Origin of the sequence: Pseudoalteromonas aurantia 208 (assembly GCF_014858725.1) — a bacterium.
Lineage (GTDB): Bacteria > Pseudomonadota > Gammaproteobacteria > Enterobacterales > Alteromonadaceae > Pseudoalteromonas > Pseudoalteromonas aurantia.
The window spans coordinates 121,199-141,173 of sequence record NZ_AQGV01000014.1 but is presented as its reverse complement, the minus strand read 5'-3'; the positions used below and the strand labels follow the sequence as shown (position 1 = coordinate 141,173).

Here is a 19,975-nt window from a genome sequence, read left to right as displayed (position 1 = left end):
CAGCATCATGTGCCATGCCTTTTGTCAAAAAGGCGTTCGAAATTATCTTGACTTAATTTCGCAACATGGGCCACGGTTTGACCTCGTAACTTAGCGACTTGGTTTGCAATCTCATGAATAAATGCAGGTTCATTACGCCTCGATTTTGGTTTGGGCGCGAGTGTTCTAGGTAATAAGTAGGGCGCATCCGTTTCTAATAATAATTTATTGTCGGGGATCAATGGCACCAATGATTGTAGCTCAGCGCCTCGGCGTTCGTCGCAGACCCAACCCGTGATACCTATGTATAGGCCATATTCTAAATAGAAAGACAGCGCATCTTTATTGCCAGTAAAGCAATGTAAAACGCCTGTCACTGACGTCTCTAACAGTAGCGACTTCATCGTATCAAAGGCATCACGCTCGTGTAAATAAACCGGAACTTGGGCATTTCTCGCCAATTCGAGTTGTTGCTGGCAGACCTTTTGTTGAGTAGATCTTGGGGAAAAGTCTCGATTAAAATCTAGACCACACTCACCAACAGCGACGACTTCAGGGTGTTGCAGCAACTTTTCAATTGATTTAACATAATTTTCAGGTGCATCTTTAGCATCATGCGGGTGAATTCCGGCTGTGCTGACATAACCGAATTGCTTTGCAAACAGCTGACTCTGTTGCGAGTCACTAATATTGCTACCGATAAGTAGCATATTCACAACGCCAGCTTGGGTGGCGCGCATCACAATATCTTCGCGTTCACTCTCGTACTGAGAACTGGTTAAGTTTACGCCTGCGTCGATATAGTGTGTTTGCATTAGTCAGTCCATTTCACCGGAATCTTGTCGTTATTAAATATACACATACTGCAGCATAGTATTTTGACTGCTGGATAAATTCCTTTGTGTAGCTTGGTTCACTCGACCGTCTCCTGATTATTGGTGCCTTTAGAGTAAAACCTTGCGAGAATTAAACCCAGCTCAAATAATAGTAGCATAGGTAGGGCGAGCAATGTTTGTGATAATACGTCTGGTGGGGTAAGGAACATGGCCACAACAAATGCACCTACAACGACGTAAGGGCGCTTTTCTTTGAGGCTCGCTGTTGTCGTTGCACCGCTCCAGCATAACACCATAATGGCGACCGGGATTTCAAACGCAACCCCAAATGCAAAGAACAATTTCAGCGTAAAAGCTAAGTAACTGCTGATATCAGGTGATAGTGTCATCATTTCAGGTCCAACACTGGTGAAAAAGCCTAAAATAATAGGCAGCACAACGAAGTAGCAAAATGAAATCCCAGCGTAAAATAATAATACGCTTGAGCATAATATAGGTATCAGCATACGCTTTTCGTGTTTATATAAGCCCGGTGCAATAAAACTCCATACTTGATGTAATAGCATGGGTACTGCTGCAAACAATGCGACAAAAAGGGTGAGCTTAAAAGGGGCAAAAAACGGAGCTGTAACATCTGTCGCAATCATTGTGCTATTTTCAGGCAGATGTGCAATTAAAGGTGCAGCAACGAACGCATAAATATCATTCGCAAAATATACTAATGCGACAAAAATGACCAAAATGCTTAATATTGCCTTCATTAAGCGATTACGCAGCTCAATTAAGTGGCCAATAAAGCCGCTCTGTAGCGTTTCTGACATGGTGTACTCATTCGTTATTGCGTCGGTCAGATTACTCTTGGTCCGACTGCTTAGTATTATCTTTATAGCTATGCTTTACTGAGGCTGCTGCTTTATTGAGCTCATCAACAGAGTGTTTCACTGAAGCACTCAGGTCAGTCATGTTCTGTTGTTCCGCCTTTTTTAAATTTGAATGCAGCTCATGCACACGCAGTTCTTCATTTACTTCAGCTTTGACTGAGTTAGCAATAGACTTTATACTTTTTATCCAGCGACTGACAGTTCTAATCGCGACAGGCAAGCGTTCTGGGCCAAGTACAATCAAGCCGACGATCAATACGACGGCAAGTTCCCACATCCCCATAACGGTTAGACCTTATCCTTTGGTTTTTCTTGTGCTTCTTGCGTTTTTTGTTGTGTTTGGTCTTTTAACTGTTCAGTCGGTTGTGCTTCGTCATCGGACACGGCTTTTTTAAAGCCTTTGACAGCGTTACCCAAGTCACCACCAATACCACGTAGTTTTTTAGTGCCGAATAAAAGTACTATAATGGCTAAAATGATTAGAAGTTGCCAAATACTGATGCCACCGAAACCCATACTTACCTCATTGATAATGAATTTAACTCGTTAAAAAATGATTATACGCAGAGTGTATAAAATATCATCCTGTTTTACGCCATGCACTGAGAAATAGTACGCTTGCAATAGATAAACTGACGCCCGCCGCAAACCAGTCATGAGCGAGATAGAACAAACCTGCGGTAATTGCTGCGCTGCAAGCAAGCATACCAAGTAAGAGTGGCTTGGTATTTTGTTTTGGCGTTACTGCCATGACATTTTGATTCTTTTGTCTCAGTGTTTGATATATCAAATCGGGTAATTCAGGCATTTTTTCAGCCCAAAAGGGTAAATTAGCATACACTTGTTTGAGTACTGACCAAGGTCCTACCTGGTCTTTAACCCATTGTTCTAAAAATGGTTTGGCTGTTTGCCATAAATCAAGTTGAGGATAAAGTTGGCGGCCTAACCCTTCAACGTACAGTAGTGTTTTTTGTAATAACACCAACTGGGGTTGTACTTCCATGTTGAAACGTCTGGCCGTATTAAATAAGTTTACTAATACATGGCCAAATGAAATCTCAGCCAATGGTTTATTAAATATAGGTTCACATACAGTACGAATGGCAAACTCAAATTCTTCAACGCAAGTATCGGCGGGGACCCAGCCCGAATCAACATGAAGCTGCGCTACCTGACGGTAATCTCTATTAAAGAAAGCAATAAAGTTCTCAGCTAAATAGCGTTTATCTTCTTTGTTGAGTGTACCGACTATTCCGCAATCAATACCAATGTACTTAGGGTTGTGCGGTGTGTGAGTAGAGACAAAAATATTACCTGGGTGCATATCAGCATGGAAAAAACTGTCCCTAAAAACTTGGGTAAAAAATACTTCGACACCTCTTTCAGCCAACAGTTTCATATTAGTACCTTGCGCTAATAGAGCGTCAGTATCTGAAACGGGGATGCCGTAGATACGCTCCATAACGAGGACGTTCTTACGCGAGTGATCACTGTATATCTCTGGGATATATAAAGAATCTGAGTCTGAGAAATTGCGACGTAACTGTAATGCATTCGCACCTTCGCGCAGTAAGTCGAGCTCATCAAGCAGTGTTTTTTTGTATTCTTTGACCACTTCAACTGGGCGTAAGCGTCTGCTTTGGCTCACGACTTTAACAAGCATGCTGGCGAATCGAGTCATTAATGCAAGATCCGCTTCAATTTGTTGTTCGATATTAGGACGGATGACCTTGATAACAACGTCTTTATCCTGCTCGTGAGTATGTAAGCGAGCAGTATGTACTTGCGCTATAGAAGCAGAAGCCAGTGGGGTTTGATCAAACTCACTAAATAGTTCGCTAATATTATCTATCTGTAGTGCTTGCTCGATTAACCGTTGTGCTTGTTGGCCACAGAATGGTTGCACTTTGTCTTGCAACTGCGCTAGTTCTTCAGCAATTTCTTGGGGGAGTAAATCTCGTCTGGTCGATAACATTTGCCCAAACTTTATCCATACCGGTCCAAGAGTTTCCAGTGACAGTCTTAACCTTTGACCAATGGATTTATCCGGGTGTTTGTTTTTTAACCAAAATAAACTTTTTCTTGCGAGCTTTCCATACCAAGGTTGTTTATTTTTTGGGATGAGATCATCTAAACCGTATTGCAGTAAGGTTTGAGTTATTTGATATAAACGAGCAACTGCCAACATTCGCTCCTCAGCGGTTAAGTAAGAGTTGAATACGCTGCTCTAATTGAGCTGCTTGATTTTTTATATGTCGGGTGTGCATTTTGTATTGTTCAAGCTCTAAAGGGTGAATGGTCACTTTGAGTTCATCTTGGCATAATTGTGTGACTGTTGACTTAAATGAGCTGCCAATCGTTTTGCCTTGAACATGGGCTTTTTGGGTACTGTTTATCACCTGTTGTGCTGGTGCATCACCAATGTAGCGAGATAGATGTTCTGCCCAGTCAATATGTATGTTTGAAAAGGCTGAGCTATAGTTTTGCGCAAGTTGCAAATCACCTTCTAAGTCTAGTTTCTCTTGTCGAATGAGTTGCGTGAGCAAACTAGGGTTAGTGAGCTTGGTTAAAGTTTCTAAGCTGGCGCTGATATGACAGTCTGCATGTTCTTGGTATTGACTGAATACTATAAATTGATGGCCTACGTAAGTGAGCGCGAAGGTGTGCTGCCAATCGCGTAATTCAACGGCGATCACTTTATGTTTACAGTTTTCCAGAGACCTTGTTAATTCGGGCTCTAAAACGAGCAAGCGATTCAAACATGACTCGACGATGGCACTTGCAACGACCTCAATCATACGTATCCTTAGTATTTAAAGCCGCGATGAAGCGCCACAATACCACCGGTCATGTTCTGATAACTGGTTTGTTCAAAACCAGCTTCTTCCATCATACTCTTGAGTGTTTCTTGATCTGGGTGCATACGAATTGACTCGGCCAAATAGCGATATGACTCACTGTCATTAGCGATAATTTTCCCCATAGTTGGTAGTAGGTTAAATGAATATAAATCGTAGAGCTTAGAGAGCGCTTCATTATTGGTTTTTGAGAATTCCAGAACTAATAAGCGGCCACCGGGTTTGAGTATTCTATACATAGAGCGCAATGCGGCATCTTTATCAGTGACGTTACGCAGCCCGAAAGCAATGGTAATCACATCAAAAGAGTTATCAGGAAATGGCAGTGCTTCCGCGTTCATTTGCACGTATTCGATATTGCCGACTAAGCCCAAGTCACGTAGCTTATCACGACCAACTTTAAGCATTGAATCGTTAATGTCACCAAGAATAACTTGACCAGACTCAGTCACTAGCTGACTGAATTTAGCTGTTAAATCACCGGTACCACCTGCTAAATCCAATACTTTGTGGCCTTTTCGTACGCCGGAGCAAGCAATTGCTTGGCGTTTCCAAAGTCGATGGACTCCAAAGGACATCAAATCATTCATAATGTCATATTTTGCTGCAACTGAGTGGAATACATCGGCGACGAGAGAAGCCTTTTCTTCACGGTCAACGGTTTTATAACCAAAATCAGCAGTATCTTGTGGTGACTCTTTCATTGTTTTCTCAGTTAGGCTTAACATTATGATGCGCTTAGTGTACTTGATCGCGTGACTCACGTGCAATTCATAAGGGTAGGATTTTATCTTATAATAGCGAAGAAATTTCAGACTATGAGGGAATATAGTAGGCCTGATTAAGGGTGAGCGCTTTGTGAGCCGCTTGTGCTGCCTTACGGGCTAATGTCGTAAAGTCAGCCTCTTGCTGCTGTTTAACAATACCCAAAGATAATTGCACACTGGGTAACTCAAGCGGGCTTTTTGAGCTCACAAATTTCAGTTTTTCGACGCCTTTTAGTACTTTGTCTGCGATCACGAGTGCAGTTTCAGGCTCTACATCAGGTAATAGTACGGTAAACTCATTTTTACCAGTCCTGCCGGGTAAACCGCTTTCAAAGACATATTTTTGGATTTTCCTAGCAACACGATTGAGCACCACTTCAGCAATGGCATCGCCGTATTTATTCGAGAACTCGTCGATATTTTCTACTTGTATTGCGATAGCACACAGAGGCTTATTTTGTTGTAGCCATAGTTGTGTTTGCTGATTTAAATAATGGCGTTTGTACATGCCAGTTTGGGTGTCGATAATGTGTTGCTTGCGCAGCTTAAGTAATTGCTGTTGCGTCTTTTTATGCATTAAACGGGCATTTTTAAGGGTGGCTTTAAATTGCACCTGTTGCTGTAGCAAAGCATCAGCTTGTTTAGATAAAAGCATCAGCGCACGCTTACTCTTTTCAATATTGTGTTCATCTAAAGAGTGGACGCAGTGGTGCAGTTGTTCAGAAAACTGATTGATATTACGTTGTGAGTTGCGGGTGGAGTTATGTAAACTTGATAGGATCCCATCCACGTTTTTTAGCATGGCTGCTTCTTCTTGATGACCCTGATTTATGTATTCAAAGTAGAGTTGCTCTAAGTAAATGCTATCTATTTTTTGTCCGCTATTTAAGATGCTATCAAGTGCTGCATTGAGCTCCGTATCAGACTTGCTAATATAGGTATATGTTACCTGATAATTTAACGGCGTAGGCGGTAAATGGTGTTGCTCTAAGAATAGGCAGACTTTAGTCATTTTTTCCTGTGCAACAGCCATAGGATCATGGAATATCATTTCATTTACCGCAATAATAAGTCAGCGAAAAGTATGTAAGTAATCTTGATATCCTTGAGCTTCAGAATTGCGTCCCTACATTAAAGACTACATTACTGAGTCAATCATGTATTTAAAAGCAAAATGACCACTTTGGAAATAGAAAAATGATTTATATTTGTTTATTTGCTGATTTTATAATCATAAAGGCTGGGTTTGTTGTATTTTTGCACTAATGTAAATTATGGAGTCTGTCGAAATTAGTTGCGAATAATGAACTTGCTTAGCTACAGTGGCTGAAGATAAAAATATAATAAGGCTTTCGTGTGAGAAAAACGTTAATCAACTACACGTCTATTTCGTTATTAGCTCTTTGTTTGTCTGCATGCCAATTAACGCCCGTTAATGTTGATGCGCAGTTTACTCATATTGCTCAAGAAGTGGAAACAACTCGCAAAAGTAACAATGCGTATGCGAGAACGCAAATAAGTGGAGCACAGTTGCTACCTGATTTATCAGCTGAAGGTTTAGCAAAAAATTATCACCGTAATGTACAGTTTTTGCATGAGTTGGATAAGCTTCCTTTAACCAAAATGAGTGACGAGAACCAGATTAACCACACCATTTTGCGTGCGCAAATTCAAAATCAGGTTGATCAGTATCGCTTTCATAGCCATTACATACCGTTGACGTCAGAATACGGCTTCCATTCCAGCATGTCTTTTATGGTTGCCGGACATGACTTTGCAAAGTTATCTGGTTATGAGTTGTATTTAAGTCGATTGCAGCAAATCCCTCGTTATTTTGCACAAAATATAATGTGGATGAAAAAGGGCGTACAAGTTGGCATGACTCAGCCTAAAATTGTGCTTGCGGGCTATGAAGAGTCTATTACTGCGTTCATCGTGCCTAACGTCGTTGATTCTGAGTTTTATGCGCCATTTTTAGTGAATTCTGCGAAGCTACCAGCAGCTGATTTTGAAAAGTTGCAACAACGCGCACAAGACGTTATTACTGAACAGGTGCTTCCTGCGTATCAAAATTACTTACGCTTCTTTGTGGATGAATACCGCCCTGCCGCAAGAGAAGAGATTGGCATTTCAGCCACGAAAAATGGCGAGTCGTATTATGCAAATCGTGTTCGCCATTATACAACGACAGACATGACGGCAAAGGAAATCCATGAATTGGGATTGCAAGAAGTTGCTCGTATTCGTTCTGAAATGCAAAACGTCATTCAGGAGAGTGGGTTTGAAGGGACATTTGCTGAATTTGTCGACTTTTTGAGAACGGATCCACAATTTTATGCAACGACACCAGAACAACTGTTAAAAGAAGCCGCTTTTATTGCCAAGAAAATGGATGCACAATTACCAAAGCTGTTTCATACACTACCTCGCAGGCCTTATGGTGTAGAGCCCGTCCCGGCAAGCATTGCGCCTAAATATACAACTGGTAGATACAGCGGTGCGAGCAAAGATGATGAAGCTGGTTTTTATTGGGTAAATACTTATGCTCTAGATAAACGCCCTTTGTATGTGCTGGAAGCATTGACTTTGCATGAAGCAGTGCCAGGCCATCATTTACAAATTGCGTTGAATGCTGAATTGGATTATTTACCAGACTATCGTCGTAATACGTATATTTCGGCTTTTGGTGAAGGTTGGGGGTTGTATTCTGAATATTTAGGGCTTGAAGCGGGTTTTTATAAGGACCCATATAGTAACTTCGGCCGTCTAACGTATGAAATGTGGCGCGCAGCACGGCTAGTGGTTGATACTGGTATGCATATGTTTGGTTGGAGTCGTGAGCAAGCAATGAATTTTATGAAAGACAATAGTGCGCTGTCATTACACAATATCAAGACTGAAACGGACCGTTACATTTCTTGGCCAGGGCAAGCACTGTCATACAAAATTGGTGAATTAACGATTAAGCGATTACGCCAAGAAGCCGAAGAAGCGCTTGGTCAAGAGTTTGATATTCGAGAGTTCCATCATCAAATACTGCGTCATGGTTCTGTCCCTTTATTCGTTTTAGAGGAACAAGTGCGTCGTTATATTCAAACTGAATTGGCAAAACCGCAAGGTTAACTGCTATTGGGTGGTCACGAGGCTGGCCACCTATCTTTCATTGTTTGTTAAACAAGCTAAGTAAATATAGACACACCTCGTTTTTGTGAGGTGACCACGTAATTAACGTTACCCATACTGAATGAACTATTATTCATAAGACCGAGTAAACAATCTAACCTCAATTGGTATCAATATTGTCAATAACCCTCTATGAACTTTTCACTTTTGGTATTAAAAACATGACTGGTATTTGTCCTGAACTACTCTATTTACCACGAGTATGTCAGTGGAGCTGTTCAGGGCACGCTTGATGAACAGGTAGTTTCTATTGAATGTTGGATAGTCGGCGATATAAAATCGCCGACTATGGCGTATATGGATAGATTATGAAAATATTATTTAAAGTGTGCTGCTTAATTTTGATATTAAGTAGCGCTAAATGGACACATGCTGGCGAAATCATTTCTGTGGCAGATTTTAGTAAGGATTTTGCGTACCGACAGGTGCAAATTTCTCCCAATGGCAAGTACCTCAGTTTTATTTCTAAAGTTGAAGGCAAAAATAACCTTTATATTCTCGATCTTACGAATAATAAAATAGTCAGTGGGATTAGTTTTAATGGTAATGGACAAGTTGGTGCTTATGTATGGGCAAGCAGCGAGAGACTGGTTGCTGAAAAGCAATATTTGAAGGGGTGGTCAGCTCGTCCAGAATATCGAGGCGAATTGTTTGCGATGAACTGGGACGGCACACGACAGCGTTATGTGGTTGGCTATCAAGGTAAAATGCAAACAGGCTCAGCAATAAGAAAGGCTACGCCGTTAGAAGGCACCTCTTATGTATTAGACAGTTTACCGAATGATGATGATCACATTCTAATTGTGACGTACCCATGGCGTATGATCAAAGAGCCGAGAACAGTTGTATATAAGGTTAATATTCATAATGGACACCGTAAGAGTGTTGCAGGTTCACCATCAAAAATGGGGCGTTATATTACTGATCACCAGGGAAATGTACGTATTGTCGTTTCTACTGAAAATTATATAAACCAGTCTATTCATATTAGAGATAAGCGTGGTGATAAATGGCGTGCATTACCGCTAGAAAATACCTCTTTACAAGACGTGACGCCATGGTCATTTGATAAATCAGGTAAGCATGCTTTGATTGGGGCTTCTGAATCTGGTGGTCCGAAAGGTATTTACAAGCTTGATTTAACAACCGGTGTAACGACTAAGGTGTTTCAAGATGATGAGGTATCACCTTCAACGGTTTGGACTGATAGTATTAGCAAAGAAGTCATTGCGATTGAATTAGAGTCTGGGTATCCGAGTTATGCATTTACAGATAGTAATTCGCAAGGCAGTCGCACATTAAAGTCATTATTGGCGACGTTTCCTAATAGCCAAGTACATTTAATCAGTAGCAGTAAAGATGGTAAGCGCAGTATTGCTTACGTTTGGAGTGATCAAAACCCGGGGCAATATTATCTATATGATGGCGACAAGAAAAAGCTTAGTTTCTTATTTTCCGAAAGGGGCTGGTTACCTGCCGATAAAATGTCTGAAACGAAACCAATAAAGTTTACTGCGCGTGATGGTGTTGAAATTCGTGGGTACCTGACGTTGCCAAAAGGGAAGGAGGCGAAAAATCTGCCACTGGTAGTGATGCCACATGGTGGACCGCATGGGCCAAGAGATTACTGGCGCTTTGATGTTGAAAGTCAGTTATTGGCTAGCCGAGGTATGGCTGTACTGAAAGTAAACTTTCGTGGTTCAGGTGGATATGGCCGAAATTTTGAAGCTGCAGGATACCGCAAGTGGGGAAGTGATATACAACATGACATCATTGATGGCACTAAGTATGTGATTAAACAAGGATATGTAGATGCAAACAATATGTGTATTATGGGGTCTAGCTTTGGCGGCTATTCAGCAGTACAAAGCGCTATTATTGAACCTGATTTATTCAAGTGCGCTATTGGTGTAGTTGGTGTGTATGATTTACCGTTGATGTTTAAAGAAGGTGATATAGCGGAGCATGAAACGGGAAGAAGTTATTTGGCTCAAGTATTGGGGGACGATCAGCAGCAATTAAAAGACTTTTCTCCAAGCTATAATATTGAGAAGCTAAAAGCGCCTGTGCTAATAGTGCATGGGGGTGAAGATAAGAGAGCGCCGATTGAACAGGCTGAGTCACTGATAGAGGCGTTGAAAAAAGCCAAGCATTCTTACCAGTATATGTTACTAGAAAGTGAGGGGCACGGATTTTATAAAGCGAAGCATCGTGCACAATACTATGAACGCATACTCGCATTTTTAGATGCGCATCTAAAATTATGATGAGAGAGAAAAGGCAACGTTAGGTTGCCTTTTTTGTGCTGCTGTCGTGGTAAAAGCGATGGTTGTTTGAGAGATAAGTGAACGCGTATCTTATTGCTAAACCTTCACGTTTGATTGACGTAAATTGGCAAATACATTCATGTAATTGATCGTGTAGGCTTATATTACGTCGCTATAAAGTAACCTAGCTACAGTATGATTTGCAGCTTATGATACGTTCAGTGATAAATCATACATTTTGTTAAGCGACGGCAGTGCTAATTTATACGTCATGGGATTATCGTTGGTTTGAAGTAATATGAAAAGTCACCGTAAAGTATACCCGTATAATAGCAAGCCGACTTTGGTGATCAGGACAAGTATAATTGGAGAATATCAGTGCAGAGTAAATTACCGATTGTTGCAACGAGTATTTTTAGTAAAATGACAGGGTTAGCTAATCAGTATGCGGCAATTAACTTATCTCAAGGTTTTCCCGAGTTTGACACTCCAGAGCTATTGAAATCCAAGTTAGCGTATTATAGTAGCGAAGGATTTAATCAATATTCGCCTTCGGTAGGTATAAAGCCACTGCAACTGCAAATAGGTGAGTTGGTGAAGCGGCGTTATCATACAAAGATAGATGCTGAGCAGATGGTAACCATTACGTCAGGGGCAACGGAAGCACTGTTTGTTGCGATTCAAGCGATTATACATCCAGGTGATGAAGTGATCGTCTTTGACCCTGCTTACGATTCTTACCAACCTGCCATTGAGTTAGCAGGAGGTAAAGCAGTACATGTGGCAACACATGCGCCGGATTATGCAATTAACTGGTCACAGGTACATCAGCTCATGAGCGAAAAAACTCGAGCAATAGTGATTAATACCCCCCATAACCCGAGTGCTAAAACACTTAAGTTGGCAGATCTCACCCAGTTGAAAAAGTTGGTTATGCAATATGAACTTTATTTGATAAGTGATGAAGTATATGAGCATATTACCTTTGATAATCAGCCTCATTTGAGTGTGTTACGTGATCCTGAGTTGTTAAGTCGCAGTTTTGTGGTCTCTAGCTTTGGCAAAACGTTCCATTGTACCGGCTGGAAAATGGGCTACTGTATTGCACCTACGCATTTAACTGATGAATTTAGAAAAATTCATCAGTATGTGACGTTTTCAAGCTTTACGCCTGCACAATTGGCTTTAACCGATATGCTCGCGGAGCAAGGTCAACATGTTGATGAATTGGCCCAGTTTTATCAAATTAAACGAGACTGTTTAATCGATGCATTATCAACCAGTCGTTTTCGTGTGCTGCCAAGTGAAGGGACGTATTTTTTATTACTGGATTACAGTGAAATCTCCTCATTAGATGATGTGGCATTTTGTGAGTATTTAGTGAAAGAAGTGGGGATAGCTGCAATACCTCTGAGTGTATTTTATGCACAAGGATCGTCAGACAAAGTGATCCGACTGTGTTTTGCAAAAAAAACGGCTACGTTATTAATCGCAGCGGAGAAACTATGTCAATTATAAATGATTCAAAGGGCACTGAATTACGAGTTGCGGTGGTACAACATGATATTGTTTGGTTACAGCCAAAAATGAATACTACCGCTTTGCAGGCGCTATTAACAGAAAGTTTAAGTGAACCAGAAAACAAGGTTGATTTAATTTTATTGCCAGAGACTTTTGCAACGGGTTTTGCGGTTGATGAAGGGGTTAGTGAACCAAAAAGCGGACCAATACTACAGTGGTTAATTCAGTGTGCTCAGCACTGTCAAGCGGTGGTTGCGGGGTCTGTATTAGTGCAAATGGGTGCTAAGCAGGTGAATCGGTTTTATTGGGTAAAACCAGATGGTACTGTGATGCATTATGATAAGCGGCATTTGTTTCGATTGGGTAACGAAGGAGACTATGTCGAAGCGGGACAAGCGAGACAAGTTTTTACTATTAATGGCTTTAGAATATTACCCCAAGTGTGTTACGACTTGCGGTTTCCTGTATTCCAACGTAATAGGAATGACTACGATGTTATGGTTAATGTCGCAAACTGGCCTGCAGCACGGCGTCATGTTTGGGATACATTATTGATGGCCAGAGCAATGGAAAATCAATGTTATGTCTTGGGTTGTAATCGAGTTGGTGTAGATGGTAATCAAGTTGCCCACAGTGGGGGCAGTGCTGCATATGATTTTAAGGGGGAAGCTATTATGCAATTACCAGATAATCAGACTGCGGTCGCATTCGTTCACTTAGTGAAAAACCAACTAGAAGCATTTAGAGCAGCTTTCCCTGCCCATTTAGATGCCGACGAATTTAAGTTGAGTTAGCGATTATATTGATGGATGAGTAATTGCGTATTGTCTGTACTTTGCTTACTTAACGAGAAGTAACCTAACAAGCGGCGCATTTGATTTGCTTGATCAGCCATCTGTTTCGCTGCCGCCATTGTTTCTTCAGTTATCGCTGAATTTTCTTGAATTAAATCAGTCAGTCGTTGCACAACCAAGTCAACTTCTTTAATTGCTTGTTGCTGTGTGATCGTTGATTGGTTTATTTTGACAATGGTGTTGTTAACTTTGGAAACCGCGTCGACAATTTGTTCGAGTTTATGACCAGAGCTATTTGCCATATCGGTGCTTTGCTCTACTTTTTGATTACTATTGGCAATGATGTTTTTGATCTGCTTGGCTGATGCTGCGCTTCGCCCAGCAAGCTCTCGGACTTCGTTAGCAACAACAGCGAACCCTCTTCCATGTTCACCAGCTCGAGCGGCTTCAACTGCCGCGTTCAAAGCCAATAAATTGGTTTGAAACGCGAGGCCATCGATGACCGACACAATTTCATTGATGTCTTTACTTGCGCCATTGACTTCTTCTATTGCTATGACGGTTTCTTTTGAAAGCTCACCACCTTCTAGTGCTATATTTTGGGCATCGTTTGATAGTTCTACGGCATTACCCGATTGTTTGGCTACAGCCGTTATTTCACTGAGAATGTGGCCTGTACTCGCACTGGCTTCTTCCAAATTAGCGGCTTGCTCTTCTGTTCTGGCACTAATTTCAGTATTACTGGCAGCAATCTCTCCTGCACTTTGCGATACGTGGCTTGCTGATAACTGTATGCCCTCTATCACTTCGGTTAACTTACTGATAGTGGTATTGACATCCTGTTTTAGTACTAAGAAAACGCCATCATAATTGCCTGAAATAGAGTCGGTTAGCTTGCCCTGAGACACAGCACTGAGTACATGCGTCACTTCACTTATTGCATCAGAAATTGTAGTAATAGACGTATTTACATCTTCTTTAAGTTGTTGCAGTTGTCCTTGTAACGGCGATTGTATCTTTAAGTTGAAATTGCCTTTGCACATTGCTGCCATCACCGCGGCGAGTTCTTCAATAACTTGGTTTAAATTACCGACAGAGTTATTTATATCGGATTTTAGGGTATCAAGTTGGCCTGGCATAGCAGAGGTGATTGTACGGTCAAAGCGACCGTGGCTAATTGCCATCATGACTGAAGAAATTTCACTCACTGCTTTATCAAGGCCGTGAATAGAGGTATTTATATCGTCTTTAAGTTGCCCTAACTGACCTTGAGCTGGGCACAGTACACTTTGTTTAAAGTCACCTTTACTCATCGCAGCCATTATTGTACTAATGTCTTTGATGATAACTGCGAGGTTGTCGACACTGACGTTTACATTATCTTTTAGAGCATTGAGCTGACCTTCTAATGGGATATCAATACGTTGTGAGAAGTCGCCTTGGCGAATAGCGCCCATCACTGTACTTATTTCATCAATGGCACCTGACACGCTGAAAATAGAGTTATTTACGCAATCTTTTAACTGACCGAGTTTTCCTTGCGCATCAATAGAGACGCGTCCATTAAAGTCACCATGCTCGACATTTTCCATAACAGACACAATGGCATTCATAGTGCCGTTGAGAGAGTGCAAAGATTGGTTTACATTCGATTTTAGTTTGTCTAAATCGCCTGACATAGGTGCAGTGAGTTGCAAGTCAAATTGTCCGATGGACATGGCTTTAATAACTTGATTTATTTCGCCAATTGCAATATCTAAGCTATTTGCACAATGATTGGTTGCTTGCTTTAATGTTTCCAACTCCCCTTTGCACTGGACTTTAATTCGTTTTGAAAAACGTCCAGATGCCATTTCATTCATAACTAAGTTTGTTTCTGAAATTGATTGCTGAAGTTCATTTAATAGAGAATTAAAGGCAAGAGCAGATTGCCCAATTTCATCTTTTGAAGCGATGGGGGCGCGAATAGAGAAATCGCCTTCTTGTTCAACTCTGCGCATCGTATTAACTAAAGCATGTGCCGGGCGAGTTAACGTACGCGCAAAGAGAAATGCAATAACCACGATGACGGCAATCGTGAATACAAGCACGACTATGAGCAAATTACGCAACCGCGTAACGGCATCAAATGCTTCTGCTTTGTCTATTTCAGCAAGTAATGCCCAGTCTGACCCTAACACATCTATGGGCATGAAAGCGGAAAGAACAGGTTGTCCGTTGTAATCGGTGATCAGCTTCTGACCATGCTCTCCTGCGATGGCGCGTTGGAACCCTTCCGTATTTATAGCGCCTTTACTTGGGTATTTAAATGAGTTTATTACTGAGTGATTTTCAGGGTCTAAATAGGAATCTGAACGCATTAATCCATCATGCCCGACTAAGTAAGTTTCACCACTTTCACCGAGCCCTTCTCTTTCCGTCATGATGTCATTCAGCGCATCAATTGATAATTGAAAAATGAGTGTAGATTGTGCATGCCCTGGGTTGATGAGCGGTGCGGCAATAAAACTTGCTGGGGCATTGTACGAAGGGAGGTACTGATGATAGTCGACAAAAGCATATTGTTCGGGGGTATTCAGCGAGCGGGCTTTTTGAAATACAGCAGCAAGGTTACTATTTGCATAAGGCCCTGTGAGTAGAGATGTGGCAAAGTCGAGTTCTTTGTATACAGAATAGACGATGTTACCCGTTTCGTTATCCACAATAAAAATATCGTAGAAATGATTGATTTCAGCAACTTTCAAAAAGTATTCATGATGACGTTGGTGGGTCATATCATAGTCATCATCATGGTCGGTTTTTACCAATTTTGATTTTTCGCCAAGTGCAAACGGGTTGTCTGCAATATAGCGTTGTTGCAGCATAAGCCCTTCAGCACTGATACTATCAATTAAGTTATTCGGTAACGTTGCACTCGGGTTTTCAGTATTAAATTTAGTCGTGAATTCATTCTGGTAAAACTGCGTTAAAGAGTCAGGAATAACAACGGCGCCATCAAGTGTACTAAACGCATAAATGAATTCACGGGCTGCGGTTTGTGCGTATGGGTTGTGTGCAAGCGCACTCATTTTATTTTTTACGGCTTTAAAGTGGCGTTCAACGGCGCTTTTTTTGATTTCCCCAACCGCCCCAAGTTGTGAATAGGCTTGTTGCTGAAGTGCGTCTGTGGCGTGATATAGTGCCATAGAAATAACGACGGCAATGGGAGCAAGTGCAACCAATAAGAATGCAATAATAAGCTTTTTGGTCAGGTCTAAAGATTGATAAATCGCATTGATACTGGCCATTGTGCACTCCTTGTTCTCGTTATTTTTGTTGATACAAAATGTATCTTTGCAGCAAAGTGTAGAACAGTTCTCGTTCACGTCTAGTGAAAGCACACAAAATTTGTGCCTAATTTCGCAAATAACGGCCTTTTTAAATCGCATAAAAAAGCCACCAATCGGTGGCTTTTTATTTTCAGAAACAATTAATTAGTGTTTCCAATGATACTTGTGTGCTTTTTCTTCCATGTACATTTGTGTGGCAGGATGCATCTGTGTTTTAGTGCCTCCTTCAAAGAAAAACGGTGCGCGTTTAGTATCGTAGTTACCGACTTCATTCATCGTTGCCGAATCATAAATACGCCCATTGATAACCGTATATGCCACGTTTTCTGATTGACGAATATCGTTTAACACATCTCCCTCGATGATAGCTAAGTCGGCAAGTTTGCCTTTTTCGATAGTCCCAATGTCATGATCCATACCAAGGTATTTTGCACCATCAATGGTACCACTTCGTAGCGCTTCCCAAGCGGTGAAACCGCCTTGGGCCATTGACCAAAGTTCCCAATGCGCAGCTAAACCTTCACGCTGGCCGTGAGCACCAATATGAACGGTGACACCTTCGTCACGCAATTGCTTAGCAACTTCAGCTGTTAGTATGTGGTTATATAATCTTTCTGGCGCTTGGCCCGGTCGAATAGACCGAGGTCTGACAATATAATCCGGTACGAAGCTCATTAAGCGCTCATTTTCCCATACATTAGTATGTTCGTAGAAGTAGTCTTCCCCTTTAATTCCGCCATAAGCCACCACAAAAGTGGGTGTAAAGCCAACATCTGTTTGCCCCCACATTTGTTCAATATCAGAATAAATATGAGGAATAGGTAAAGCGTGTTCTACACCGGTATGCCCATCCACAATCATATTCATATTGTGCTGAAACTTAGATCCCCCTTCAGGCACAACCATAATTTCCATGTTCTTAGCGGCTTCAAGCACTTGCTGACGCGTTTCACGGCGAGGGTGGTTGTAGCTTTTCACTGAGATAGCCCCGGCATCTTTTAAGCGCTTCACATGGAACTCCGCTTCTTCTAAGTTGCTAATTGGCGTTTTATACCCAGGCGCATTACCGGCATAAAGAATTCTGCCTACAGAGTAAATACGTGGGGCAAGTGTTTTACCTGCTTTGGCCAGCTCAGCCATTGAGAATACTTCAGATGAATTATTGGAAGGGTCGTGAATCGTTGTGACACCGAAGCTCAAGTTTGAGTATTGATTCCAGTTCTGTTTTGGCTGCAAGTCATGGCTTCCGTAACTGCCATGGGCATGGGCATCGACGAGTCCAGGGACAACCGTTTTACCAGTGATATCCAGGGTTTTTGCACCGCTTGGAATCATGACGTCACCTTGCTTACCGACCGCAACAATGCGGTTCTCTTTGATAACAACAACCCCATTTTCGATGATTTCCTGCTGTTTATCTGCATCACGCATCGTGACTATGGTACCGCCGACGAGTGCCAGTGTACCCTGAGGTTTATCTGCTTTTTGTGTAAAACTGAGATCAATACCTTGGGCCGTTAATTCTTTGGCTTTTATGTCTTCGCCCGTTAAGAATGCGAAAGTATCAGTGAGTTTTCTCTGATATAAATTTGGGCCGAATGCCCAAGTAAGCGCGCTACTGTCACTTATCCAATTTAGGTAATCGCCGGAGTACTTAGACACCTGCTTAACAGGGAAAGATTTGGTTCCTTTGTTAATAGATAGGGTTTTACCCGTGCTGGTGAATGGAGCAACAAAGGTATTAAAGTGTTCAATAAAGGCAACATATTGGCCATTTGGAGAAACTTTAAAATCGAAAATGTAATCGCCTTTAAAATGGCTGCGCTCTTTTTGCCCATTGAGGTTAACACTTTTGAGTTCTCGGTCAGTATCACCTGCAACAGAGAAGAAAATACGGTCTGACTCAGCACCAAAGTGTGGGTTATCACCGGATTTAACAACGCGTTTTGCTTTACCGCCTTTACTTGGAATAAGGTAAATTCCAGGCGACATAGACCAGTCACCATTTAAAAGGTAACCACCGGTTACTTTCTTATATAAAATATGCTTGCCGTCAGGCGAAAAGCTCGGTGAAATATAATGTCCTGGTTGCTTGGTTATTACTTTACCTTTTCCGCCTTTCGCTGAAACAACGCGAATAGAACCTAGCGTTTTATCATCCCATGCGGTGTATACAATCGATTGACCATCGCGTGAGTAACTTGGATAAAACTCGAAGTGATCCGTTTGTTTTGTAAGGCGCCTGACTTTACCTGATTCTATATCTTTGACGTATAGATAACCTAATGCTTGGAAAAGTGCCGTTTCACCATTTGGTGATAATTGTGACCAACGAGCCATTTTTATTTTGAAACTATCAGGAGCAACATCAACCGCAAAACGTAATGCAGGTGTAATTTGTTTTTCTGCTACGATTCGAGTGGGTATGACCTGTGCTTCTTTAGATTGAATATCTACCGTTCTAAATACACCTCCAGCCCAAAACACCAGCGCTTTGCCATCAGGCGTATACGCAAAAGAAGGGGTATTACCATGTGCTCCATTTGCTTCTTGTAAATCTCTGTCTAAGCCTGCATAAATTTCTGTTTCGATCCCAGATTCCAGATTTTTAACATATAACGCACTCGCCATGGCTTTACCATCATCAACACGTTTTACGAACGCAATAGATTTGCCGTCAGGGCTTGGTGTCGGGCGAATGGCTCCCCCTGCGCCTTTGACAATCGTTTCTTCTTCTGCGGTTGCTAAATCCCAGCTACGGATTTCAAACACTGTCCCAAGTGCATTTTTATTGTATTGCCAACTTACACCTGGGGTGCCATCAACAGAGTAATATATTTTTTTTCCGTCAGTTGAGAAGGCAGGCTCTGCGATATTTTTCTGAGATTTAGCACCATGTAAACGCTCGCGAACAATCACGCCTTTACCACCACTGATATGGTACATACGAATTGAGCCACCTGGGATAGTGCGGCCTGTCACTTGACCTTGCTTTACGGCAATATATTGTCCGTCAGGTGCCCATGCTGGGTTGTGAACGATATTATTCGTTTCTTTTGATACTTGTCGCTTATTCTCGCCATTGATATCCATTACCCAAAGGTTATCGCCACCTGCACGGTCAGAAATAAAAGCAATCTTGCTGCCATCTGGAGAGAATTTAGGTTGGATATTCCACCCCATATCATTCGTTACGGAGGTTGCTTTCCCACCGCTGATAGGCATGATGTATATATCACCGAGCATATCAAAGACAATGTGCTTACCATCAGGGCTAACATCTAAGTTGCTCCATGTGGTTTGATTGGTGTCAATGGTGATTGTTTGCTTTTCGCCCGGTGTATTTAACACATCCCAAGTATCTGTTTTACGTTCTTGTGCTGCTGGGGCGGCAGTATTTGTGGTATCCGCTAAACTCGGTAGGCTTGTGCCTAGAATCGCGAGACTGATTGCGGCCGTCAGTGGTTTTTTGAAAAATGCCATTGTGAATTCCATATTATCGTTATTGGTGGGTTTAATACGCAGCATTAAACCTTTAATAGTAGTGAGAATGACTAAAT

14 protein-coding genes are annotated in these 19,975 nt (G+C 41.7%); 4 read left to right on the top strand and 10 right to left on the bottom strand.

From position 1 onward, the window contains the following. Positions 1-5 precede the first annotated feature (5 nt). From PAUR_RS17770 to PAUR_RS17735, 8 genes are all read right to left on the bottom strand, one after another. Positions 6-794, bottom strand: coding sequence for a TatD family hydrolase (locus PAUR_RS17770; RefSeq protein ID WP_192509069.1), 789 nt, complete (start codon positions 792-794; stop codon positions 6-8). A 98-nt stretch (positions 795-892) separates the two neighbouring features. After that, on the bottom strand, positions 893-1,636 hold the full coding sequence (gene tatC / locus PAUR_RS17765; RefSeq protein WP_192509068.1) for a twin-arginine translocase subunit TatC: 744 nt from the start codon (positions 1,634-1,636) through the stop codon (positions 893-895). Positions 1,637-1,667: 31 nt separating this feature from the next. Next, on the bottom strand, positions 1,668-1,979 hold the full coding sequence (gene tatB, locus PAUR_RS17760; protein WP_192509067.1) for a Sec-independent protein translocase protein TatB: 312 nt from the start codon (positions 1,977-1,979) through the stop codon (positions 1,668-1,670). 5 nt (positions 1,980-1,984) lie between these two features. Beyond that, positions 1,985-2,212, bottom strand: a complete 228-nt coding sequence (tatA, locus tag PAUR_RS17755) for a Sec-independent protein translocase subunit TatA (protein ID WP_192509066.1) — start codon at positions 2,210-2,212, stop codon at positions 1,985-1,987. Positions 2,213-2,276: 64 nt separating this feature from the next. After that, a complete protein-coding gene (ubiB, locus tag PAUR_RS17750) occupies positions 2,277-3,881 on the bottom strand; it encodes a ubiquinone biosynthesis regulatory protein kinase UbiB (protein ID WP_192509213.1) in 1,605 nt (534 codons plus the stop codon). Positions 3,882-3,891: 10 nt separating this feature from the next. Continuing rightward, positions 3,892-4,494, bottom strand: a complete 603-nt coding sequence (locus PAUR_RS17745) for a ubiquinone biosynthesis accessory factor UbiJ (RefSeq protein WP_192509065.1) — start codon at positions 4,492-4,494, stop codon at positions 3,892-3,894. An 8-nt stretch (positions 4,495-4,502) separates the two neighbouring features. Further along, positions 4,503-5,258: a bifunctional demethylmenaquinone methyltransferase/2-methoxy-6-polyprenyl-1,4-benzoquinol methylase UbiE gene (ubiE, locus tag PAUR_RS17740; protein WP_192509212.1), complete on the bottom strand. Its 756-nt coding sequence runs from the start codon at positions 5,256-5,258 to the stop codon at positions 4,503-4,505. Positions 5,259-5,370: 112 nt separating this feature from the next. Continuing rightward, positions 5,371-6,372 carry a GGDEF domain-containing protein gene (locus tag PAUR_RS17735; RefSeq protein WP_225738483.1) on the bottom strand — a complete coding sequence of 334 codons (1,002 nt, stop codon included), beginning with the start codon at positions 6,370-6,372 and terminating at the stop codon, positions 5,371-5,373. A 305-nt stretch (positions 6,373-6,677) separates the two neighbouring features. Between PAUR_RS17735 and PAUR_RS17730 the strand changes: the two genes are divergently transcribed. The 4 genes from PAUR_RS17730 to PAUR_RS17715 all read left to right on the top strand — a co-directional run bounded on the left by PAUR_RS17730 (position 6,678) and on the right by PAUR_RS17715 (position 13,086). Continuing rightward, positions 6,678-8,444 (top strand): DUF885 domain-containing protein, encoded by a 1,767-nt coding sequence (locus PAUR_RS17730; protein ID WP_192509064.1) that lies wholly within the window; start codon positions 6,678-6,680, stop codon positions 8,442-8,444. Positions 8,445-8,812: 368 nt separating this feature from the next. Next, positions 8,813-10,771, top strand: coding sequence for a S9 family peptidase (locus PAUR_RS17725; protein WP_192509063.1), 1,959 nt, complete (start codon positions 8,813-8,815; stop codon positions 10,769-10,771). A gap of 423 nt (positions 10,772-11,194) precedes the next feature. Continuing rightward, positions 11,195-12,289 carry a methionine aminotransferase gene (locus PAUR_RS17720; protein ID WP_225738499.1) on the top strand — a complete coding sequence of 365 codons (1,095 nt, stop codon included), beginning with the start codon at positions 11,195-11,197 and terminating at the stop codon, positions 12,287-12,289. Between the two features lie 68 nt (positions 12,290-12,357). Next, positions 12,358-13,086, top strand: coding sequence for an amidohydrolase (locus tag PAUR_RS17715; protein WP_404821707.1), 729 nt, complete (start codon positions 12,358-12,360; stop codon positions 13,084-13,086). Here the strand turns inward: PAUR_RS17715 and PAUR_RS17710 are convergent. Continuing rightward, positions 13,083-16,373 (bottom strand): methyl-accepting chemotaxis protein, encoded by a 3,291-nt coding sequence (locus PAUR_RS17710; RefSeq protein WP_192509060.1) that lies wholly within the window; start codon positions 16,371-16,373, stop codon positions 13,083-13,085. The genes PAUR_RS17715 and PAUR_RS17710 overlap by 4 nt on opposite strands. Positions 16,374-16,559: 186 nt before the next feature. Next, positions 16,560-19,898 (bottom strand): amidohydrolase family protein, encoded by a 3,339-nt coding sequence (locus tag PAUR_RS17705; RefSeq protein ID WP_192509059.1) that lies wholly within the window; start codon positions 19,896-19,898, stop codon positions 16,560-16,562. Positions 19,899-19,975 lie beyond the last annotated feature (77 nt).